Origin of the sequence: Labilithrix luteola, assembly GCF_001263205.1 — a bacterium.
Taxonomy (GTDB): domain Bacteria; phylum Myxococcota_A; class Polyangia; order Polyangiales; family Polyangiaceae; genus Labilithrix; species Labilithrix luteola.
The window spans coordinates 6,098,294-6,120,704 of the sequence record NZ_CP012333.1 but is presented as its reverse complement, the minus strand read 5'-3'; the positions used below and the strand labels follow the sequence as shown (position 1 = coordinate 6,120,704).

Annotated in this window: 19 protein-coding genes; 7 read left to right on the top strand and 12 right to left on the bottom strand. The window is 65.5% G+C overall.

From position 1 onward, the window contains the following. Window positions 1-34 precede the first annotated feature (34 nt). Together AKJ09_RS53310 and AKJ09_RS26745 are read left to right on the top strand one after the other, a co-directional pair. A complete protein-coding gene (locus tag AKJ09_RS53310; RefSeq protein WP_169927887.1) occupies window positions 35-181 on the top strand; it encodes a hypothetical protein in 147 nt (48 codons plus the stop codon). Window positions 182-318: 137 nt separating this feature from the next. Continuing rightward, entirely contained in the window at window positions 319-846 is a 528-nt protein-coding gene (locus tag AKJ09_RS26745; RefSeq protein ID WP_146650540.1) for a hypothetical protein, read from the top strand. Window positions 847-1,026: 180 nt separating this feature from the next. On the opposite strand, the gene AKJ09_RS26740 is transcribed toward AKJ09_RS26745, so the two are convergent. The 6 genes from AKJ09_RS26740 to AKJ09_RS26715 all read right to left on the bottom strand — a co-directional run bounded on the left by AKJ09_RS26740 (window position 1,027) and on the right by AKJ09_RS26715 (window position 6,244). After that, complete coding sequence (locus tag AKJ09_RS26740) at window positions 1,027-2,118, bottom strand: hypothetical protein (protein ID WP_146650539.1); 1,092 nt, start codon at window positions 2,116-2,118, stop codon at window positions 1,027-1,029. Continuing rightward, window positions 2,115-2,828, bottom strand: coding sequence for a hypothetical protein (locus AKJ09_RS26735; RefSeq protein ID WP_205633814.1), 714 nt, complete (start codon window positions 2,826-2,828; stop codon window positions 2,115-2,117). The genes AKJ09_RS26740 and AKJ09_RS26735 overlap by 4 nt, the downstream gene beginning before the upstream one ends. 131 nt (window positions 2,829-2,959) lie before the next feature. Continuing rightward, a complete protein-coding gene (locus AKJ09_RS26730) occupies window positions 2,960-3,439 on the bottom strand; it encodes an SRPBCC family protein (RefSeq protein WP_146650535.1) in 480 nt (159 codons plus the stop codon). Then, complete coding sequence (locus AKJ09_RS26725) at window positions 3,436-3,696, bottom strand: hypothetical protein (protein ID WP_146650533.1); 261 nt, start codon at window positions 3,694-3,696, stop codon at window positions 3,436-3,438. Before AKJ09_RS26725 ends, AKJ09_RS26730 begins: the two co-directional genes overlap by 4 nt. Further along, entirely contained in the window at window positions 3,693-5,672 is a 1,980-nt protein-coding gene (locus AKJ09_RS26720) for a hypothetical protein (RefSeq protein ID WP_146650531.1), read from the bottom strand. The genes AKJ09_RS26725 and AKJ09_RS26720 overlap by 4 nt, the downstream gene beginning before the upstream one ends. Before the next feature lie 116 nt (window positions 5,673-5,788). Beyond that, window positions 5,789-6,244: an SMI1/KNR4 family protein gene (locus AKJ09_RS26715; RefSeq protein WP_146650529.1), complete on the bottom strand. Its 456-nt coding sequence runs from the start codon at window positions 6,242-6,244 to the stop codon at window positions 5,789-5,791. Window positions 6,245-6,336: 92 nt separating this feature from the next. Here AKJ09_RS26715 and AKJ09_RS26710 point away from each other — a divergent pair, with 92 nt between their 5' ends. Next, window positions 6,337-7,203, top strand: a complete 867-nt coding sequence (locus AKJ09_RS26710; RefSeq protein WP_146650527.1) for a hypothetical protein — start codon at window positions 6,337-6,339, stop codon at window positions 7,201-7,203. Between the two features lie 260 nt (window positions 7,204-7,463). Here the strand turns inward: AKJ09_RS26710 and AKJ09_RS26705 are convergent, their stop codons facing one another. After that, window positions 7,464-8,657, bottom strand: coding sequence for a helix-turn-helix transcriptional regulator (locus tag AKJ09_RS26705; protein ID WP_146650525.1), 1,194 nt, complete (start codon window positions 8,655-8,657; stop codon window positions 7,464-7,466). A 344-nt stretch (window positions 8,658-9,001) separates the two neighbouring features. On the opposite strand from AKJ09_RS26705, the gene AKJ09_RS26700 reads away from it, so the two are divergent. Then, complete coding sequence (locus AKJ09_RS26700) at window positions 9,002-9,610, top strand: DUF4337 domain-containing protein (RefSeq protein WP_146650523.1); 609 nt, start codon at window positions 9,002-9,004, stop codon at window positions 9,608-9,610. Between the two features lie 64 nt (window positions 9,611-9,674). Here AKJ09_RS26700 and AKJ09_RS26695 read toward each other — a convergent pair whose 3' ends face one another. Then, a complete protein-coding gene (locus tag AKJ09_RS26695) occupies window positions 9,675-11,261 on the bottom strand; it encodes a LamG domain-containing protein (RefSeq protein ID WP_146650521.1) in 1,587 nt (528 codons plus the stop codon). Window positions 11,262-11,490: 229 nt separating this feature from the next. Here AKJ09_RS26695 and AKJ09_RS26690 point away from each other — a divergent pair, with 229 nt between their 5' ends. Next, the gene (locus tag AKJ09_RS26690) at window positions 11,491-12,786 is read left to right on the top strand and encodes a radical SAM/SPASM domain-containing protein (protein WP_146650519.1); all 1,296 of its coding nucleotides are present in this window, start codon (window positions 11,491-11,493) and stop codon (window positions 12,784-12,786) included. Between the two features lie 13 nt (window positions 12,787-12,799). After that, window positions 12,800-13,192, top strand: a complete 393-nt coding sequence (locus AKJ09_RS26685; RefSeq protein ID WP_146650517.1) for a hypothetical protein — start codon at window positions 12,800-12,802, stop codon at window positions 13,190-13,192. A 168-nt stretch (window positions 13,193-13,360) separates the two neighbouring features. Here the strand turns inward: AKJ09_RS26685 and AKJ09_RS26680 are convergent, their stop codons facing one another. The 3 genes from AKJ09_RS26680 to AKJ09_RS26670 form a co-directional block, all read right to left on the bottom strand. Then, entirely contained in the window at window positions 13,361-14,221 is an 861-nt protein-coding gene (locus AKJ09_RS26680) for a hypothetical protein (RefSeq protein ID WP_146650516.1), read from the bottom strand. 264 nt (window positions 14,222-14,485) lie between these two features. Continuing rightward, entirely contained in the window at window positions 14,486-15,040 is a 555-nt protein-coding gene (locus AKJ09_RS26675; RefSeq protein ID WP_205633813.1) for a hypothetical protein, read from the bottom strand. Beyond that, window positions 15,037-18,597 carry a membrane dipeptidase gene (locus AKJ09_RS26670; RefSeq protein ID WP_169927886.1) on the bottom strand — a complete coding sequence of 1,187 codons (3,561 nt, stop codon included), beginning with the start codon at window positions 18,595-18,597 and terminating at the stop codon, window positions 15,037-15,039. The genes AKJ09_RS26675 and AKJ09_RS26670 overlap by 4 nt, the downstream gene beginning before the upstream one ends. Before the next feature lie 656 nt (window positions 18,598-19,253). Between AKJ09_RS26670 and AKJ09_RS26665 the strand changes: the two genes are divergently transcribed. After that, complete coding sequence (locus AKJ09_RS26665) at window positions 19,254-21,113, top strand: calcium-binding EGF-like domain-containing protein (RefSeq protein WP_146650510.1); 1,860 nt, start codon at window positions 19,254-19,256, stop codon at window positions 21,111-21,113. 32 nt (window positions 21,114-21,145) lie between these two features. Here the strand turns inward: AKJ09_RS26665 and AKJ09_RS26660 are convergent, their stop codons facing one another. Further along, on the bottom strand, window positions 21,146-22,000 hold the full coding sequence (locus AKJ09_RS26660; protein WP_146650508.1) for a hypothetical protein: 855 nt from the start codon (window positions 21,998-22,000) through the stop codon (window positions 21,146-21,148). Window positions 22,001-22,411 lie beyond the last annotated feature (411 nt).

Sequence of the window (22,411 nt, the reverse complement as noted above, 5' to 3'; positions counted from 1 at the left end):
CCCTCCCCGTCGAAGGGCGGACGCTGCACCGTCGATGCCTCGCGCCGAAGGCTCCCCCGCTCCCCCGGCCCTCGCGGCACGGATCGCGCAGATCCCGAGCGTTGCCTCCGACGGGCCCGACGACAACGCCGAAGAAGTCTCGCTCGACGGACGCATGGAGCTGGGGTGGAGGAGCCGCTAGGACCGCGCCTTTCGCCAACGGCGGCCTCCGAGCGCCTGTTCGACATTGTCGTGCGTAGCTCGATTCACGTACCGACTGGCGGATTCCTGCCTACAAAGATGACGACGCCAATCTCCTGAGGGCTACCCTCGAGATGCGTGCAACTGCGAGACCTCCTCCCTTGGCGGACTTTCGACATCACCACCTGCTGGTCGCCCGAGGTTGCGATCGTCGAGCTGAAGAAGCGCGTCGACAAGGGCGGAATGCTCTTCGGTGGCACCGGAACCGCTCCATTCGTCGGACGCGTCCGCGGGACGTCCGAGTTCGAGCTCAGACGCCGAATCAGAGGCCAGAACGCCTTTCTGCCGAACATCCGCGTGGTCGTGGAGCCGTGGCATCGTGGCGGTGCACGCCTTGGCGTGACCATGCGGCTACACGCGTTCGTCGCACTCTTCATGGCGGTCTGGATGACCGGCGCCACCGTCGGAGCTTTGGCAGTGTTACCAGCAATCATTGCTGGTAACGCAGCCCTACTACCTTGGCTCGCGTTTCCTCTCTTTGGGGTGGGGATCGTTGGAATCTCTTTCGCCCTCGAAGCTTCGAAGGCGGAAAATCTACTCCGTGCCATCTACGTCGATGCACCTGCGCTGCCCGTGGCGCCCGAAACGGGGCGGGCGTATCACTGACCGCGTCGACCGCGCAGCTTTGCTTCACCGGCTACGACGAGCCCCTCCCTAATGCGTGCCGACGTGCTCGCGCGGCCAGGTAGAGAAGAGCTCCGGGCAGGTTCTTGTAGTAGGCGCGCTGGACGTCGAAGTCGTCGAAGGCTGGCGCTGCCGCGAAGTCTCTGCCGGCCACTGCCGGAGTCACACTCCAACCGTACGAAACGGGCCGAGCTGGATGCTCGTTCGTGCGTCCTCGATGCGTTGCGCGAGAACGCGCGCCGCTTCCGCGTCGTTGCAGCCCGCACGAACGAAGTCACCTGCGAGGGTCTCGTCCGGGCGAAGCTCGACGAGCACGTCGAGCCCGATGCGACGCACGGACACGATCAGGTTCCACGGCACGACGCGCTCCCCATCCGCGTCACGAACGGCGAGACCCGAGCTGCCGATCTCGATCTCCGTGTACGTCGCTGGCTCATGCCCGAGAACGACGACTGCAGTGAGCGCGACGCCACCGAGAACGACGGCGAGCACGGTTGACGTCGCATCACCGAAGAGCGGCCGCATCGCCACAGCGAGCTCTTCGAAGAAGTTTCCCTTCAGAAGATCATCGCAGGAAAAGGTCGGCGGAAGGTGCGGTCGACCGAAGAACGGACGAAGCAGCCAAGAGAGCTCCACCCCGACGAGGAACTGGATCGACAAGAAGCTCACGAGAACGCGTCTGACCACCACGAGCCTCAACCCGAGACGTCGTAGAAGCCCGCGCAAGCGCACGACCCCGACGATCCCGGCGCACGCGATCACGGCGACGTGAAGGAGGAGCTGCATTCGTGCGACGGCGAGCGATGGGAGAACGCGCGGATGGTCGATCGCCAGTCCGAGCGCTGCGGGATCCGGGGGCGGCGCCACGAGCGCCACGACAATCGAGATCGGAGCCATCGCGCCGAGTACGGCGGACGTGACAGCGAGCGACAGCAGAATCGCGACGGCGGTCTGCGAAAACGAGAGCTTCGACCGGAGAACGGACGCGAGCATGACGCTCAAAGCGAGCGTGCAGGCCGCGACCAAGAGCAGGAGCGTCGGCAGCTTCACCGCCGAGTAGGCGGCCTGCTCGAATGCGCGCCAAATGCCGAACGCAATCCCGTAGGTCCCTGCTCCGAGCACGATCGTGCAGGCCGCAGAGATCGCGACCCCGCCGAGCCGCTCGCCGCGCGAGATACGTTCGAGCAGGCGAGCGTCGAGACGGCAGATCGTCGCGGGCCCCAGGATCCCGGCCCCGGTCAACGCGGTCATCATGCGTTGATCACCGAAAGCCAATGCGCGAAGAAGAAGAGCCGGTCTTGGAAGCCGAAGCCCCTGGCTTCACCGAGGAGCGGGCGAAGCGTCGTGCTCATCTGCAGGACGACGAGCACGAAGAGTACGCTCCAGAGGCGGAGCCCCCGAATGGGCGCGGAGTTCATCGCCGCGAGCGTGCGCTGGACGAGGCCGAGGCCCAGAGTGCAGCTGAGGGAGAGAAACCCGAGATGAAGTGCGCCCATGAACGCGACCGACCTCGTCGCCTGCGAGAAGAGCCACGCGATCGGCGCGAAGCCGAGAAGAAGAAGACCGGTCAAAGCGACGCCCATGAGGAGCGCTCCGCACGTCTCCTTCAGGCTCTGCGTCGCGCCGGCGAGACACGAAAAGACGTGCAGACTCGGCAGGCAAATGACCGCGCAGGCAAAGACTCCAAATGCCAGCTTGAGCGGCACGAAGAGAAACTGCAGGCCGCCGCTGAACGACGCGACGCCGAGTCCCACGATCGCGAGCGACACGAACAACGTCGCAGACAGCCGGAGAAGCGCGCCACGCTCCTCGCGAATCGCTCGCAGGACACTCGCTGGGGACTTGAGCAAGGCCTCGACGACTGCCAGTGGACCGACGGCGAGGGCCGGCACCTCGCTCGTCCACTCGCGAGCATCGCGACGACGACTCTCAATGGGTGCAGAAGCAGGATGCACGTCTTGCATGCGTGAGATGTGTACGCCGCAAACACCGACCCTCTACGCCGAAGTTCGTGACCGGTCCTGAAGCGGTCTTGGACGGTGCCTGCACGGAGGCCATCGGTCGAGACTCTGCGCGTGCTGCGATCGAGTAGCGATCAGCGATACGGCACGACCGAGAAGGATTCGATGCGCTTCACGAGCGCATCCACGCTTCGCTCGTACATGCGCTGGCGCTCGAGATCCGCGGGCGACGGTTCGAAGATACCGCCAGGGTGCTTCAGGAACCCGGAGATCTTGTCCTTGAACATGATCTCCGCGTAGACGCCGAGGCGAGTGCCTTCGGGTGTGGCGTCGAGCGTCGCGCGATGGAAGAACGACCTATTCGGTGTATCGGCTTCGAGGGCAAGCAGCGCGTTCTCGCGCCAAGCGGTGACTTCACATTTCACGCGGACGCTCTTTCCCTTCGTCCGACCGACAATGGCGACAACCATGCCGGCGCCCTTCTTCTCCTCACTCGCGATGGTCGCCTCCACGATGCCCTCACTCCAGCTCGTGAGGGAAGAGACGTCGCAGAGAACTTCCCAGACGACCTCCGGTCGGCGCTTCACCAACCTCTCGACGGTGACGTAGATCACGACGACATCCTACCTCGACGGGTGTGCACTCGCCGAGGGGCGCTCCAGGCGGCTTTCGAGCTCTCGTTGCGTTCGAGCTGATTGCAGTTCGAAACCTCGATCTCGCCTTTCAGAATGTAGCCACCTTCGGCGCTGAGATCGATCTGCAGGCGGCCCGCTCCAGCATCGCTCGGCGCCGAGGTGAAGCCCGCTTTGCCGCCCGGCTTGAAGCCGGGGCGGTGTGGATATCGAGCGGGCTGCGTCCCGACCGAACTCACTGCTCGAAGCAGTAGAGCGGCGCGGTCAAGAAGTTGCACCCGGCGGTGCCGAACGAGCTCCACGTCGCGTCGACAGCCGCTGCCGATCCCCAATTGCCCTGCTCGGAACCGTCGGTGACCGTCCAGTTGTTGCATGATGCCCAGCTCTGGTAGAGCCTGCCGTTCACCATCGTGTTCGACCAGACGTACTTCTGCGAGGCCGCCTTCGGATCGAAGGTGCCGGGGTTGCCGTACTCGGTCAGGTCGATCGCGTGCCGGATCCCACCGCTGACGAGATCATCGTAGTTGTTCGCCACCACCGTGCCGTCGACGAGGACGTACGGGCCCGCCGAACGCGTGAAGCGCGTGGAGGGTGAGCCGGTGGTATCGCTCAGCCAAGCCTTGTACGTGCCCGAGAGGTTGGCGATGGTCGCCAGGTCCTGGCATTTGCCGTCGGCGCCGGCGAGCCCGCCAAAGTTGCCGCCGAAGCGCATGCTCGTGGCGAAGACCTTCTTGACCGGCACGCAGTCGACGAGAACGCTCGAAACGTCCTCGCTGGTCACGGTCCCGGAACCGTCCGAGAGCATGCACCTGTAACCGTCGGGCACGTTCTCCAACGTGACGTCGTAGCTCGATCCGCTGCTCGACTTGGTCGCGAACCTGAACGTCCCCGCCGCGTTCATCGTGATCTCGTCGTCCGCCCGGTGGTTGTTGCGGAGGACGAGGCCTGCGCCCACCGTTCCAGTGACCTTCCCGCCGACGTAGAACGAGCTCGTCGCGCAATCGATGGCGACGTCGTCGACGTCAGCGTCCTCGATCGTGCCGGTCCCGTGCGTGACCGTGCACCTCTGCGTGGGGGACGACGGCTGCGTCGACACTTCCACCGTGTATGGCTTGCCGCTCGCGATGCCGCCCGGGAAGACGAACGAGGTGGCGCTGGCCGCGACGTCCAGAACGACGGTCCCGTTGAGCGTCAACTTGGCGTTCTTGCCCGTGAGGCCGCTGATCGTGCCACCGACGGTGTGCTCGTGGGTTTCACACGTCACGGCGACAGAGTCCACGTCGGTGGCTCCGACGACGCCATCCGCGCCCGCGATCGTGCACGTTTGCCACGGATTCGTGGGCTGCGCGGAGATCGTCGCGTGGTAGGTCGCGCCGGGGAGAAGCGGCGTGGGGAAGGCGAAGGTGCTGGCGTTGACGGCCACCTCGTCTCCGTCGTTGTTCTTCAGGCGAAGACCGGTGCCCGCGAGGCCCGTGACGGAGCCGCCGACGGCGCGCTTGGTCTGACAGCTCACGGTGACCGAGACCGCGCCGGCGACGATGGTCCCCTTGCCACCGGCGACCGTGCATTGCTGCGCCGGCGAGGTCGGCTGCGTCTTGACGGTCACCTCGAACCCGCTCCCCGATTCGATCTTCGTCGCGAACGTGCCAGTGACGACAGCGGCGTTGCCCGGAGCGAGGGCGAGATCGTCCCCGCCGTTGTTCTGGAGGACGAGACCGCTGCCCTCGAGACCGTTGACGGTGACATCGATCGGGAAGACGTCGTTCGCGCAGTGCACTTCGACATCAGTGACGTCCTTCGACGCCGTTCCGCTGCCGTGCAGCACGGAGCATGTCTGCTTCGGGTTCGATGGCTGGCTCGCGATGGTCACGTCGTAAGCCGCGCCCTCGGCCACGATCTTGGTGAATGCAAACGAAGCGGCGCCAGCAGCGATCGGAAGCGACTCACCGGCGTTCGCGAGAATCAGCCCGGTGCCACGCACGTCGGTGACGACACCGCGAACCGAATAGGAGCGATTCTTCGGACCGCCCGCATCGGTGGTACCTGCGTCGTCGCCCGGCGGAGTCGTGCCGGCGTCGCCACTGGTCTGGGAACTCCCAGCATCACCGCTCGGCTGGGGTGCCGCGTCGTCGCTGCCGGTTCCGCACGCGACGAGACCGACAATCGTCGTTGCAAAGAGGAAAAGCGACCGTGAACGCCGATTGGAGAATTTCAAAATGGTCCGACTATACCTCGCCGGATACCAAAGATCATCTATCCAGGGCGCTCGTCACGCAGGGAGTATATGCCACCATTCTGTCCATGTAGCCGAGCGTCTACGTAGACGGCGCCTCACGACTCGGGGGGCTCCTGGCTGTCCGTGCTCTCGTCGAGGATGCCCGATTCCTCGTACCAGTCGAACATGCTCTGCAGGAGGTCGCTGAACGACTTCTCCTCGCTGAACCACTCGGTGGGCGGCGTATTGTTGCGTTGCCAAGCCGTCGGGTCGGCTTGCCCGAGATCGTCGCAACGTAGCCCCCAAGTTACGACGTCCTGATTCTCGTCCATGAAGATCAAATACCCATCTTCAAAATCGAGCTTATCGGGACGACGAATCTCGTTGTGAATACGGCACAAGACGTCGACACCGCCGAGATTGAGATAAAACGCGCGAACCGCTACCGGGATCGGCCGCCCCAACCGCCGCTCGGCCGACGCGACTTCCGCTGGCGGGAGCCCGTCTTCGGCGCGCCAAGAGCGACGGAGATAGCGCGTGGTCATCTCGCGAAAGCGTGCCTCGACATCCATGCGTGCGTTCTACCACTCTCCTCTCGATCCTCCATCGGATCGCTCGTCGTCAAGACGGGCGCCGGGACCGCCGGCGTGCTAGCCGTTCGCGCATGGAACACCGTGCCGACGAGCTGTTCGTCTTCCGAAGTGGTGCGCCTTTGCCGGTCCTTCCGGAAGGCAGTCCCACGTGGACGGGCTTCGAGCCGGAGGTCGCAGCGTATCGCGGGCGCCAGCACGTCGTCCTCGAGCTCGCCTTCGACGACCGCGCGAACCTCGAGTCGGTGGCCGAACGTCTTTCGGCGCTTTTGCATGCCTTCTGCCCGACGAACGGGCTCGCTGTTCGAGCCGCGCGCGGCGCAAAGCGTGAGGTACTCGCCGCCCCCTTCACGCGAACGTCTTCCGTTCGTCTGCAGCGGATGCGCGGTGGGAGCATCGAGCTGTCGTCGACCCCCCGATTCGTGCCCGTACACGGCGCGCCGCTCTTTTGGATCGAGAGCCCCGCGAATGCGTCGGAGGAGGACGAGCGGCCACTTCGATTCGGTGCGTGCATCGCTCGTCCGGGTGCAGATGCCCCCGAAGAAGCCATCACGCAGGCGCTGCGCACACTGGTCGAGGCTTGTGTGGACCTCGAGGGTTGTGTTTCGGGGATCCTGACGGCCCAGGGCCCCGAGCGCACGCTCGCGTCGCATGCGCTTCCCTACGAAGCTCTCGTCGCGAACGTCGCGAACGTCGCGGACGCCGCGGAAGCGTCCCACCTCCGCGCGCAGACGCCCTGGCTTCGCTCCCACGTGCGGTCGCCAGGATGGCTCGTGCTCGTCCCGACCGCGGGGGCGCGTAGGCTTTCGAAGAAGATTCCCGACGGGCTGACCGTCGAACGCACGCGGAGCGGAACGCTCGTGCAGCTCGACGCTCCGACGCCATTCGCGATGACGAAAACGGAGTCGATGGAGCGTTGGCTCCAGCCGCTACTCGCGTGATCTGGCCGCCCCGCCCTCGAGCTCACCCGAACCGATTCAAAGTCTTCCGCCAAACTCGGTCGAACTGATCGTCCGTTGATCGCCTCGAGGAACGCCGACGCAACGTGCGGACCCCGTAGGGGGACTTCGCCGTCGGCGCGTGCGTGGATCTCGAAGGACAGGTTCGAGCTCACGCGCGCAGGATACCTCGCAACGCCAGAGGCTGGATTGCACGCTGAAGCAAAGAGCTGATCGAGCGAAGCCGCCGTTTCACACGGGCACTACGCAGGTCCCTTCCGCGCTTGAGCGGAATTCGAGGCGACGAGGGCTCGGCGCGTTGGCGAATGCGTTTTGCGTAGGATCGAGGCGACCTGGTTCGCGACGGTGCGCGCGGAACGCCCTCGCGCTCGGGCGATCTCGGAGTTGGAGAGGCCCTGGCGAATGAGCTCCAGGATCTCTCGTTCGACAGAGGTGAGCGCGTTCGCGTCGAGCTCGTTGCTGGGGCTGGACGAGAAGTGTGCTGCGATGCGTACGAGCTGGAGACTCGATGAAAGGCCAATCTTGTTCGCCGCGGAGGACAGCGTACGCGAGATGGTCTGGGGCGAGAGGCCCAAGCCGTAGCTCAGGAGTTTGCTCGGGAGTCCGCGCGCGGCCATGCGGACGACGCCGACCTCACGTTGTGTGAGCTCGCGCACTCCGCAACGTGCAGGCGGGTTGTCGACGAGGAGGTAGTAACGCTTGCCGGAGATCGTTCGCTCGACGAGGCTGACCCGTCCCTCGAGCAACGCTTCCCAGACCGCGATGCTCGCAGGATCGTTGCGAGCGCTCTTCTTCCGCGCGGACTCGATCAGCGCCACTCGTTGCTCGAGCTCGGATGCGCGGAGCGCGCCATCGGTGAGATGGTGCACCACGCCGTCCGGCGAGATGACTGCGCGCATCGTCTCCGGTCGGTACCGGAGCCGGACCGCGCTTTCGAGGTGAAGGGCAACGCGTGAAAGATGCTCGCGCTCGGCGCGTTCGATCGACACGCGTTCGTCGAAGGTCATGTAGACAACGAACTTGAGACCAGGCTCGGCCTCCCCCTTCAGCCCCAGCGCATCGGTGAAGCCTGCAGCTTTCCGATATTTGGCGAGGAGCTCACGCGACCGAGCATCGACGGTCATGTCGATCTCGGAGTGCGTGGTTGCTAGACGGTCGGGCGAATAATACCGACGGGATGTGTTCGGTCCGACGAGGCTCGCCACTTCGGAGGTGACGGCTGCAAGGCCTTGCGCTCCACCGAACGCAACGGGGCGGTGTATCTCGAGGTGAGTGAAGTCCGCATCGTGTTCGATGATGTGCAGGCCGACACCGGTGGCACGAGGGAAGAGATGCTGCGTCGAGCGAACGAGGTCTTCGGCCCAAGCCTTCTCGTCGTCACGGTCGGCGTAAGCCGCCTCGAGAACCGCAACGAGGTCCGGTCGCTCGCGGAGCACGGCAGTCTGTCGTCGCGGTGGCACCTATCAAGGCCTACAAGAACGGAACCGACCACTCAACGCCCACGGCGTTTACGTAAAGGCCGGCGATCTGGTTGGCGAGCGCGCCGTCTGCTGAAGAACGGAATGATCCGTCTTCCTCATGTTCGCATTGGCTCGTGAAACTTCGCCATGGTCATTATTTTCACACCACCCGGCGTCGCACGAATTCGACGTCGCACCACCACGACTGGCGCGCTCGCTGAGAGCTGTCTCTGGCGTAGCGCACAGCGCGCAGCGGCTCGGTGGCACACGCGCGCAAGGCGCGTTCATGGATATCTTCGATCAGCGGAGACCGGACGCCCATGCCCGAGGAGAATCTGGAGACGCCCGAGCTGAAAGCACAGCTCGATGAGACGCGCGAGCACGTCGAGCACGCGCAGCACGGCGGCGGTGAGCCGGCTGGCTGGATCATGCACCTGTCGTTGTCGACGGCGATCATCGCGGTCTTCGCCGCCATCGCGTCGCTCCAGTCGGGCGCGGCCGAGAGCGAAGCGCTGCTCTCGAAGAACGAATCGATCCTCGCGCAGACGAAGGCCAGTGACCAATGGGCGTACTACCAAGCCAAGAACATCAAGATGGCACTCTACGAGGTGCAGCTCGAGACCGCGACGAACCCCGAGACCATCGCGAAGTTCCGCGCCGAGCGCGATAGGTACGAGCACGAGCGGCAGGACATCGAGCGTGAGGCGCGCGCGCTAGAGAACGAGTCGGAGGAGAAGGGCAAGGCCGGGGAAGAGCATTACCATCGGCATCATCGATTCGCGCTCGCCGTTACCATCTTCCAGATATCGATTGCGCTCGCAGCGATCGCGGCGCTCACGCGGCGACGGCCGCTCTGGTTGGCGAGCATGGCCATCGGCGTCGCAGGTCTCTTCTTCTTCGCGAAAGGCGTCGGTCTGTTCGGCGGCTGACGGCCCCGAGCATGTTCGACCAGAGGCTCGCGCGAAGGGCCCGTCCTTCGCGGCGGGCCAGCGCTCAGGGCGTGCCGTAGATGTTCCGGACTTCGCAGCTTTGGAGGTCGTAGTCGTAGAGGCGAAGATCGTCGATCGAGCCGGTGGCGTAAGTCGTGTAGATGTTGCTGAACGGGCTCTTGCCGAAGAGGAAGTGCTTCGTGCTCGAGATGTTCGGGACGCCGTCGATCTGTCCGGTCGCGACCTGCGCACCGTCGACGAACCAGGTCAGCGTCTCCCCATTCCGCCGGAGAACGACGTGATGCCACGTGCCGTCTCCGACGACCGTAGACACGAGATTGCCGCCCGCCACCTCAAGGCCGGAGGCCTCCGCGTTGAGGGTACCGGTTTCCGTGATCCGGATGCCGAGATAGTGCCCGTTGCTCGAGGAGTCGCGGTTGCCGAGAAAATCGTACACGCCACTCGGAGTCGGCGCTTTCATCCAGAAAGCGAGGCTGAAGTTCTTCGTTCCGAGCGCGCCGAGCGCGCCGCCGAAGTCGAAGTAGGAGTTTGCATCGCCGACGACGCTGGCGGCGCCGCCGAAGCTCGCTCGCGACACGCGCTGCGCTGTCGAGCCGAAGCTGCCGTCGTAGGGGCCGGCCCAATCGAGAGCGGTCGACGTGATCGCCTCGTCGAAGGTCCACTGAGCGAAGGGCCGCTTGCTGACGCCGCCCTCGATCGTGATGTTGTCGAGATCGCCGGTGTGCGTACCGTCGGCGTTCTCGCGGTTATGGATGACGACGTGGTTCTTGGCAAACGTGGTCGTGAACGCGGAGGTGACGGAGACGCGCGCGTTGTCCAACTCGCGCCGGGCGGTGCAGGTGACGTTCGTGCCATCGTCGAACATCTCGAGGATCACCTCTTCGTTCATTGCGAACAGGAGCGCGTCCGACGCCTCGACGATGCCCGAGCCAACGCTCGCCTCTCGCTTGCGGACGGAGAGCTGACCAGCGCTCGAAAGGGAGCACTCGATGCCTTCGTTCGTCTCGCTATGATCACCTCCCGGCGTCCCGTCGCTGCGGGTGAGGATCGAGACAAAGTCGAGGTCCGAGCTGGTGAAGGCCCACTCTGCCGTGACACGGAGGCCGCCCTGCTTCGGGTCGAACGGCTTCGCCGAGACGAGATAACCGCGGTTCGCCAACGTGACCACGCCGCCGCTCTGGACGACCGACGCGTTGCCCTGCGGGATCGCCGTGTTCGTCTTCCATTTGGTGGCATCGAGCGCGTTGCCCTCGAAGTCGTCGCCCACCGTGCCCGGATGCGCCGGCGTGCAGGTGCCAGCTTGGCAGGAATCGACGCCGTTGCAGGCGTTCCCGTCGTCGCACGCCGTTCCGTCGTCGACAGGGCTTTGGACACAGGCGCCGTCCACGACGGCACCCACCGTGCATGGATTGACCATCGGACAGCTCACGTCGGCGTCGCCTGCGTCGTCGGCGTCCGCTCCTGCGTCGCTCACGTCAGCGTCGCTCACGTCAGCGTCACCGCTGGACGTCGTCGAACCGTCCGGTGAGCCGCCGTCCTCTCCCCCGCCGATGCTCGTCCCGTCGCTGTCACCACAGGCAGCCGCCAGAATGACCGTGAACGTTACCGCGCAGATCCCGAGTCGTCGCATCCGGCCAGGATCTCCTCGCGCTCGGATTGGCGTCAACATCAATGCACACAGGCTTCTGACCGGCATTCTCGATGTGCCATGTTGAGCCGGCCTGCGTCTCGATGATCATGGTTCTTCGACTCGACCGAGCCCTGGTCACGCAGCACGCAGCGGTGTCCGAAAAGACGGGCGTGTTCCGCGTGTTCCGCGTGTTCGCGATGGCGCGACTCTTGTACGCTCGCTCGGCACGATGGAGAAGTTCGACCCGTTGACGGCGAAAGCCCGGGCAAAGGAGCTTCAGCGCGAGCGCCCCAAGCGTGCGCTGCCCATCGCGCCAACGGCACCTCTCGGTGTGCGCCATCGCCCTCTCCGCGAGCCGCGTGACGTCGATCGCCGATATCGGCCCATCTATGCGGTTTGGGAGATCACGCTCGCGTGTGACCTCGCGTGCCGGCATTGCGGTTCGCGTGCGGGTCGTGAGCGTCCCGACGAGCTCGATACGAAAGAAGCGCTCGACCTCGTCGGGCAGATGGCCTCGCTTGGAGTAAAGGAAGTGACCCTCATCGGTGGTGAGGCGTACCTCCGAGGAGACTGGCTCGACATCGTGCGTGCGATTCGTGCCCACGGGATGGTCGCCACGATGACCTCGGGTGGACGAGGTCTGACGCCGGAGCTCGTTGCGCAGGCACATGAAGCGGGGCTCGTCGGTGCGAGCATCTCGCTCGACGGCGACGAAGTCACGCACGACCGCCTTCGGGGCGTCAAAGGTTCGTACCGCGCCGCGATCGAAGCCCTGCGGGCGCTGCGCGAACGCAACATGCGAGTGTCGTGCAACTCGCAGATCAATCGTCTGTCGGTGCCCTATCTCGATTTCATTCTCGAGTCGATTGCCGCCATTGGCGTTCATAGCTGGCAAATCCAGCTCACGGTGCCGATGGGCCGCGCTGCCGACGAGCCGGATGTACTCCTTCAGCCGTACGACTTGCTCGAATTGTTCCCACGCCTAGCCGAACTCAAGAAGCGCTGCGACGAACTCGCGGTTCGAATGTTACCTGGAAACAACATCGGATATTTCGGCCCTTACGAATCGACGCTTCGCGGATATCACGTGAGCGGTCATGCTGGTTCGTGCGGCGCGGGCCGCGCGACGCTGGGAATCGAGGCGAACGGCGCGATCAAGGGGTGCCCATCGTTGCCGACCGAGCATTGGACGGGCGGCAACGTTCGCGATGCGAGCCTGCTCGACATCTGGGAGCGCGCCGAGCCTCTTCGCTACACGCGTGACAGGACCGTGGACGATCTCTGGGGCTTCTGTCGAACTTGCTATTACGCGGAAGAGTGCGCGAGCGGCTGCACGTGGACCAGCTTCGTCACGCTCGGCAAGGCTGGAAATAACCCGTATTGCCACCATCGTGCTCTCGAGCTCGAGAAGCGAGGAAAACGAGAGCGTGTCGTTCGCGTGCAGAGCGCGCCCGGTGAGCCGTTCGATCACGGCGTTTTTGCCCTCGTCGAAGAAGACTTGGAATCTGGTTCGGAAACCCTTTAGCCATGGAGTCGAGATGACGAAGAGCCGTCTGTCGGCGTGTCCCTCATGTGCGCGCCACGTGCGCGTCGGGGAGGAACGCTGCCCGTTCTGCGAGACCAACCTACCCGACGGATTCGGGACCGAGCCGGTGCGGCGTGTCCCGGCAGGTCTCAGCCGAGCTGCGATGTACGCGCTGGGCGTCGGAACTCTGTCGATTGCCGCGGCGTCATCGGCTTGTTCGAGTTCGGACTCGACCTCGGACAAGAAAGGCCAATCGGCACTGGTCGATGGCGGTGAAGGTGGCGGCGAAGAGGGTGACCCCGGCAGGATGTCACCGGTCTACGGCGCCCCGGCCGAAGATGCGGCTGCGCCTCTGCTCGACGCGTCGGGCGACGGGCCCGACGGCGGCGCAGACTCCGGCGATTAGCGCAGAGACGCCCGCAGCACTCGCCAAGCTCGGTTGCGCCGCGATGGGAAGACACGTGAGGGCGGCGGGGCTGTCTACCCTCGCCCTCTCTCAGCTCGAGGGATCCGCTTCGTGATGCGTTCTGCGACCGACAGCCGTTGCCACGTCGGTCTTTCCTACGATTCGACGTTACGGCGAAAGCCGTTCGATGCGCTCGCCGTCGACGCTGAAGTTGCCTCGGGCCGTCATCACGAAAACGGGGTGTCGATAGAGCAGGCTAGCGAAGACGTGCGCCTCGGTCGGCCAGTCGCCGAGCACATGACTCACCATCAGCCCGGCGCTCTTGGCGCCCGGAGGTGGGGCCATTGGAATCTCGATTGGGGCTTTGCTCATTGGTTCGATCTTCTCGATCGTGCCGTCTGTGCGCGCCACGGCTCGATAGTGCCGGCCGAGCACGGCAACGTTGGGCCGCGTCGAGCCGGCGAGCAGGTAGACGATGACCTTCTCGTCGGGTGGTCCGCTGCCCAGCTCGCCCGCGAGCCGTCGGACTTCGACGGCGTCAGCGCCCGTGAAAACGACGGGGTTCAATGGCTGCACCACGCTCGGAACGGCGGCGATTGCCGCCTGGCGGGTGCGGATCGCGATGCGTTCGGCATCGCTGGCAGGTTCAGCGGGCCGGACGCGCTGGAAGACGGGCGGCTTTCCGGGCTCGATCGTGATGCGCGCGCAGATGCGCGGATCGTCGCCCTTCGTGAAGAAGACGACAGACCAGCGCAGCGCATCGTGCAGGACGAGGTAGCCGCCGAGGCTCGCGCGGTCGGTTGCGTCGGCGTTGGCCAGCATCACGTCCGTGCCTTCGGCCGCGACCTTGTCGTACTCGAAAAGCAGGCGCCCAACACCGCTCGCGCGCGCCGCCTGTTGCTGCGCCTCGGGCGGAATTGGAACCGCGGTATCACCAGGCGTGTGTGCGCGGCTCGACGAGGGCTCGCTGCTCGCTCCGCACGCCATCACCAACGACGCCAATCCAGCAACGTAGGCGAGTCGTCTCATCTGCGTGGTCCACCGGGAATGCTCAGCACTTGCACACCGGCACATTAGTGCTTTTCGCGTAAGACGGGATCGAGATCCACTGGCCCCAGAGGATCTCCCTCGTCCTCCGTCAGAACATCGGCGGGTGTTACGTGAAGACAAACGCCGACATGGTATCGGACGTCGGCTTTTGGAATCAGTCGTTCGAGGAGCGCGACGCCGGGAATGAAGAGAGCAGCAGCCAACGAGAGGCCACGCGAGGAGAGTGTGTTCATGAAGGCGAGGCTACGGCAGCGAGCGATATTCGATATGCGGACCGACTTCGAGCCATGCGCCCGAATCCGAGAGATGGTTATAGGTTGCATGGATACCGAAGCTCATCGAGGTCGAGCGCAAGTCGATACCGGTTCCCACGTCCCAGAGTAGCCGCGCCTCGCGACCGAACGACGAGCCCCAGTGATTGAAGAAGAGGATCTCGCAAGGACGCGGCATGAGGCCCATGCGCAGGCCGCCACTCGCGCGACCGATGCGCAGGTCGTCCGGTTCGGAGGTGAACGGTAGCTGGCGATAGCCGACCACGGCTTCCGGCTGGAAGAACATCGCGCCAGAGACCACGCGGCCGATGAACGCCGAACGCGGCCAGCCGAAGCGGAATCCAACGCGTACGTCGACGCCCCCACCCAGCGTGCGATCGCGCGTGTCTGCGACGACGAGATCGCCGTCGGCCCCCACCATGAGCTGCGCGAGCGGCTCCGCATGTGCCATGCGCGGCGTCGCGACGAGCACGAGTGCCGGCAGCAGTATGCCGAAGGACTCGGCGAGAACGCGCCTGCGCCTCACTTGCACGGGCCGCTCCGATGGTCTTCGGGTACCGGATCACCATTGTCGATCGGGCCCGCGAGGCATTCGAAGACGACGCTGCGGTTGCCGACTTCCGGCGGCAGAGCGAGATAGTGGCAGTCCTGAACGTCGCCGATCGTCGCGTCAAGCACGCGGCGAACCTTCACGTGCGTCGTGCCCGGCGGGCAGTCCAGCACCCGGAACTTGCTCGATCCACACGTCCAGACCTGACGAGGGCCGATCTTGTAGAGGGCCCAGTCGCCCTGCGTGGGAAGGTCGCACGAGATCTTCTCCTTCGGCAGCGCCCCGTGCTGTCGGTAGACGGGATCGTTGTCGGCAAGTGGCTTGCCCGTGTCGTCGAAGAGCGGCAGGCGGATGCGCTTGCCGAGCTCGCACTCGCCGTAGAGCGATTTCAGCGACTGGAGGGGCGCGCCTCGATTCCATCCCATCGGGCAAGCCGCACCGCACCACCGCGGGTCCTGCCCGGGCATCGTGGAGGCGACGCACTCGTTCGCCGGCTGGCTGCACCCGACGAGCGCGCGTGCGTGTTCCCACGTCTCGAGAAAGCCTTCGGCCGATCGAAAGACGCGATCGAGATCGTCGTCGACGCGCGCCCCGTCTCCGGCGCGGAGGACGTTGGCGACGTCCTGCAGCATGTCGGGCACGAGCCCGAAGTGGGCAAGGCCGTCGACGTTGAAATCGAACGTGCGCTCGCCCATCTCGGCCGGAACCAGCGGTTCGTTACCTCCGCAGGCGACACCGTTGAGCATCCGCTTGCCCTCGCCCACCGCGCACGTCTTCGTCCCGCGCGTGTACGCCACGGGCGCCTCTTGCTTCGCGAACTGGTACTGCTCCGGGTTGAGGAGAGTCTCGAGGAGCTGCGCGCCCGACGCGCTGCCGACGCCCGCGTTGAGGTACGCGCCGCACCCGTATTCGCCGAAACGTGGAGGAACGTTTCCGATCATCGAGAAATCGGATGCGATGCCGACCGGCCGATCCGGCATTGTCTGCGCCGCAAAGTGCAGCGCGACGGCAAAAGACTTGGAGGAGCCGGCGCAGTCGTTCTTGAACGGCAGGAGCGCTCCAACCTTCTTCTCGTCGAGCGGTCCTTGGCCGAGGAAGAGGCCGAACGATCCGCGCCGCTTCGCGAGCTGGACGGCCTCCGGAGTCGCGATGTCGAACTCGCGCGGGAGATTCCCGCGGCTCACCGATCCCGGACCGAACCACGGTGCTTGCGCACGCGCGCGGCGAGCCTCTTCGAGAACGAATTTATCGCATTTGTCGTAATTCTCGGTGTCGCGGACGCAGGCGTTCATCGCTGCTTGCGAAATCCGTCGCGCATGCGTGCTCGTGCTCTCCACGAATGCGTGCGCGCGGTCCGAATAGTCGCCCGTGAACGGCAGATGGCGGAAGTGCGCGTGCGAAATCATGAACGGATAGTCATCACAGCGATGGCCCGCGAGCGCCGTGAGGGCCCCGCTGACCGTCTCGTCCGACATGTGCGCGAAGTCGACGAGCATCCCGCGCTTCACGAGCCTCTCCAGGAACTCTTTCCCGCGCGGCGTCAGCCCGCGCTTGTTTCGATGACCGCTTGGGTAGCCGTCGTAGACCCCACGCTCCGCAGCAAGGCGGGGCGCGGTGTTCACGAACGGATGGAGTGAGCCGTACGGGACGTCGACAAACGGCGCCGTGTACGTGCGCGAGTCGGGGTGCGGGAAGACATTGCTGATCACCGCACGGCGCGGGTTGCCGAGGCGGAAGAGGATGCGATCTTCGGTATCGCCCGCGTAGAGTGGCGATCGATCGGTCCGAATCTCGAAGAACGAGGCGGGGCCGAAATACTTCGCATTCGTGATACCGGAGAGGGGCTGCACCTTGTCGCGGTCCTCCGCCGGGCGGTACAGCCAATCGTTGACGCTGTTGTAAAGGTCCTGGAACAGCGCCGTTCCCGCGAGCAGGTTGTCCATGCCGTGGACGAGCACGACCTGGCGAATGCCGAGACCGGCGAGCTCATCGACCTGCTTCGCGACGGACTGGGAGAGATCCTGCCCGAGCTGCGCGACCTCCACGCCCAGGACGACAGCGAGCTTGTTCTGACCGATGATCTCGCGCGCATCCTCGGGGGTATATGCAATCTTCATCCAATCCGAGTTGAGGGTCTCGAGCTCGCGCATCACCTGGACGTGTGCACGAACCACGTCGAGGTCGGCCGTCGTGTCGACGGTCGGCTTTCCGTCCGACCCGCAGACGACATAGCCCATGCCATACTCGAGCCCCCGATTGTGCACGGCGAGCGCCGAGACGAGACGGAGGCCGCCAAGGTACGCGCGATGGATCTGCGTGACGTGGTACTGCTGGTGCGCGCCGCTCCGGAAGCTGGGGAAGTCGCGAAACGAAGGACCGCCTTCGTTATCGTGCACGTCGGCGACCTTCGCGTCGGCGAGATCGGCGGGGTCGTCCGACGTATGGCCCTCGGCCATGTTGATCATCACCGGAGCCGCGAGGCCGCCGTGATGACCGTTGAACGGCTTGTGTGGATCGTCGCACGGAGGCATGTCGCGCGCGATGTTCTTGGTCCCTTGGCGGCGATCGATGCTGTTGTATTCGGTGATCGGACCGCCGATGGATCCCCAGACGGTGTGGATGCCCTGAAGGCCGCCAAAGCCGATGTGCGAGGTCGGGTGGGTATGCAGATCGGCGTAGCCCCACACCGGCGTCCTCGCGAGCGGCGCGTTGGTCGGCAGATCGGTCGGTTCGATTGCGCCGACGTTCACATGCGCCGTCTTCGACTGATCGAAAATGCGCACCATGGCCCGCCTGCCCTGGAGCGCGCAGCCTTGGCCCTCCAGCGGCAGCTCGTAGGCCTCGACGGACTCCTTTCCTCTTCCTCTCCGCACGAAGAGGGTCGTAAAGCCAGCGGGATCGATCAACGCGGGCGGTGGCGGATCCTTCGCGCAGCCAGCGACGTCGCCCTCCACGAGCAGCGCAAGGCCTACGTTAGGGTCATCGTCGCCACCGACTTGGACGCGAAGCGCGCGCGTCGTGATGGGGAACGTGATGGATATCGCGCCCATCGGCGCTTCGCCTCGCGCCGACGGAAACGACGCGACGCCCGGCGCCTCCGCGAAGCGCGAACTGACCCAGAGGGTCTCGCGCCCGACGACCGGATAGTCGGTACCCCACCAGTAGCTGCCACCGATCGGCACGGGCGTGTACGGGTCGGGCTTGGGCGAGGACTTGAGCGCGTAAGGAAACGTCCCTCGCTGCCGTGGGTTCCAGAAAGCACGCGCGTCCTTCGCTAGGACGGCATGGCGATGGATCGGCTGCCCGTTCGCGAACGCCTCGCCCTCGCGATGCCACGCCGCCAAGTCGCCGGTGACGAGCGACGCGTTGGACTTCGCGGACGGCGGGTCGGTCCCGCACGTGAACGCGATGGGCTCTCCGGAGGGGACCGGAATCGGATGGTGCGGCGGGAGTTGCTGCATCCCGCAGTCGGTCGTGAGAGCCCCGACGGCGATCCCCCCGAGAACGACGACGATAGCGCCGTGCCTTCGCATGTTCCGGTGTCTCCTCCACACGTCCGATGGCGCGATGCCTACGCGACCTCGAGCCATCGCGGGCTCGAACGAGATGCTCCACACCCCACGGAAACGGATCGTCGGGATCGATCATGACGTTCCGTCATCCTTGTTCCCCTCTTCCGCGTGCAGGGAGCCCTGAGCGATACGTCGAGCGAAATGGACCTACGCCAGAGGCAAACCCCACCACTCGGAACACACTATCGAGTGTCGAAGAGAGTGCCCATCCCCCCTAGGGAGGATGCGAGTTCCGGCTCGCTGCGCATGGCCATCGCTTCTGGGCGATCTCGCCCGCGATGCACTGCTGCAGCTCTCGCTCCCCACCAGGCGGAGCTCCGAGCGCAGCAAGGCAGCCATTCTCATCAATGGCGAAAAGATAAGCGATCGGTCCCTGGGGCCGAGAATGTGGCGTGAGGCGATGTGGCAGCCCTCACGTATGCCGCGTGTTTCGTGCGGTCCTTGCCGTACTCGATCGCGCACGACGTCCCGAGGCGTGGCGGGTTCGTTTTGGCCCCTTGCCGCCGGGCGGTGACAAGTGCGATGTATGCGCGATTACCCAATTTCAAATTTCCGCTTACCGACCGATCCACACGCTCATACGGCTCGTGCGTCGCGCCGGAGAGAAAGAGGACCTCTTGAGAAAGCTTGTCGCGTCCGTGCTCGTTCCGTCCCTCGCTTCGCTCGTCTTGCTCGCATGCAGCGACGCAGCAGAGAGCTCCGACCCGGCTCAGGAACAGAGCGGCGAAGCTGGCGTCTCCACCCCCGATGCAGGCGCCGGTAAGGACGGCGGGCAGGTCGATGGCGGCCAGGTGGATTCCGGTAAGTCCGACGCCGGCAAGTCCGACAGTGGCGTCGACGCCGGGCCGTCGTGCGCGTCCGACAACGGCGGTTGTGATCCGAACGCGACGTGCGAGGTCGCGGCGGGCAAGGTGGTCTGCACTTGCAAGACGGGCTACGAGGGTGACGGCGAGACGTGCGCCGACGTCGACGAGTGCGCGAAGGACAACGGCGGCTGTCTCGAGAACGCGACCTGCGCAAACACGGTCGGCGGTCGGACCTGCACGTGCAACCCCGGCTACTCCGGCGACGGCGTGCTCGCGTGCACCGACATCGACGAGTGCGCGACGAACGGCGGCCTCGGTGACTGCAACGCGAACGCGACCTGCGCGAACACGGTCGGCGGCCGGACCTGCACGTGCAACGCCGGCTATCTCGGCGACGGCTTGCTCGCGTGCATCGACATCGACGAATGCGCGAAGGACAATGGCGGCTGCAACGAGCACGCGACCTGCACGAACATCCCCGGCAGTCGGACGTGCGCCTGCACCGCCGAGTACGTGGGCACGGGCGTCGGCGACGACTGCGTTCCTGTGACGACCACCTTCGCCGTCGACACCAACCTGAGCACGACCAACACGGGCAACCATGTCTGCGCCGACGGCGGTGACATGGTTTCGTACTCCGTCACGGCTCTTACCGCGACCAGCGCGACACTCGCCTCGACCGCCTCCGCCGGCTGTCTGAAGGTCGGCGATCAGGTCCTGCTCATCAACCTTCAAGGGACCTCGACGGCGTCTGCGAACGTCGGCAACTACGAGACCCTCTACGTCACCGCCATCACGGGAGACGTCGTGACCTTCAAGTCGAAGTCGAAGTTCTACGGCGCGACGACAGGCCAGGACGACGGCATCGGCGTCGGCACCGGCGCGCAGCGCGTCGTCCTGCAGCGGATCCCGCTCTACAGGAACGTCGTGGTCGAGGCGAACGCGACGCTGACGGCCAACGGTTGGGACGGTCTCAAAGGAGGGATCTTCGCGATGTCGGCGCTCGGCAACGTGACGGTGAACGGCACGATCGACATGTCCTCCAAAGGGTATCGTGGCGGCGTTCGCACGACGATCGAATCCACGACGGGGCAACAGGGCGAGTCGGTGTTCGGGCTCGGTGCCAATTCGGAGCGCGCGCGGAATGGCGGCGGCGGCGGTGGCAGCGGCGACAGTCAGGGCTGCGGAATTCCCTTCGGTGTCGGCGGAGCCGGTGGCGGTTACGGTACCGCCGGTACGGCGACTTACGACGGCTGCGCGTACCCTGGCGCCACCTATGGCACCGCCGATCTCTCGAAGCTCTTCTTCGGCGCGGGTGGCGGCGCGGGCGGCACCGACAACACCTTTGGGGACAACCCCTATGGCGGGTACGGCGGCAACGGCGGAGGCATCGTCTTCATCCAGACGGCAGGCGCCGCCACCGGCTCGCTGCGCTCGACGGGCGGCAACGGCGAAGGGGACGCGCCGGGCGTCGAGTGCATGGGCACCTCGACCGTCGACTGCTGGGACTACTCGGGGCCAGGCGGCGCCGGCGCCGGCGGTTCCATCCTCGTGAGCGCCGTGTCGTTCAGCGGCACGACCAACGTGAGCGGCGGCGCCGGCGGCAATGGCACCGACGGGCTTGCCGGCAACGGCGGTAACGGCGGCAACGGTCGCGTGAAGAAGCCCTGACGCTCGACTCACGCGTCAGCGCTGTCGGTCGTTCACGGGGGGGCGCGGCACCGGAATGACGGGGACGACGATGGCGCGGACCGCAAACGTGCCGAGCTCGACGCGCGCGCGATCACGAACGAGCGTGACGTCGACGTCGTAGATGCCTTCCTGGGGAAACTTGCATTTGAGTGGGACGTCGAGCAATTGCTTCCGTCCCGCCCGAAGCGTCTCGGAAAACGGGATCTGGACCTCGTGTGGGGGCAGGCCACTTTCTTCGTTCCACGCTGCCGAACGCGGAGAGAGGCGCGCAGGGGCGTCGCCGTGACGTCGTCGTTGCTTCCGTTGATGACGGCGACGAACAAGCGTCCACTCTTCTCGCCCGGTCGGATCTCCTTGGTCGTCTCAGCGGCTGCGTAGAGGTGTTTGTCCCACGGGAGAGCGACAGGCGGCATCTTTCCGGGATCGATCTGGAGCGCGAAGCTGCCGAGGACCTGGTCCTGCGCGTCTTCGCCGGCGCGCGTCGCGTGGGCGCGCACTTCGATGTCGTAGCGTCCCGGCAGAGGCGTGTCACAGGTGATGCTGCGTTCGGCGGAGACCGTTCCCCCTGGTCGCAGCTCGGACGGCCAGCGGTCCGACGTGCTCACCGTCTCCTTGCAGGCATACTCGACGCCGTCCCTCCTCGGTAGGAATCGCAGCGCGAGCTCCGAGAGCGGAACGGCCTCCGCATTCGGATTGGTCAACGTCACGCGAACGTCGTGGGTCGCCCGCCCGAGCTCCAATTCGTCGTAACTCAAGGGGCGGGGCGCCTGGATACGTGCCGTGAGCGGAGCCGTTCCCTCGGCCTCCAACGGCGTTGCAAATTCGAGCACGAGCAGTGCTCCCATCGCGGCGATGACGCGCCTCATGCCGTATTCGCGAGCACCATTCGTGCCCGGGGCTCCAACGACCGAGGAAGCAACCTGAGCGACGCGACGCGCCCACCAAGGCTGCCGCGGAGCACCACCCGATTCAGGAGGTCGAGACGTAGTCCAGCGCTAGCGCGGGGCCTCGCCCACGAGGTCTACGGCGAGACGCTCGGGATCACGAAAGCAGGCGGCGAACAATCGGATGCGCCCGCCCTCGACGAACCGCTGCGCAAGCTCACCGCGGCAATCGCCGCGTACAACGTCCAGCTCCTCGCGCACGCCGAAGATGATGCTTCGATGGTGGCCTCGGTGCGCCGCGCCCTTCGCCCGATCGACAAGTTCCGTGAAGCGCAGGGGCGACGCGGCAGCGGAGTGCCCGCCGACACACCGTCCCCGAGTCACCCCGCCCGC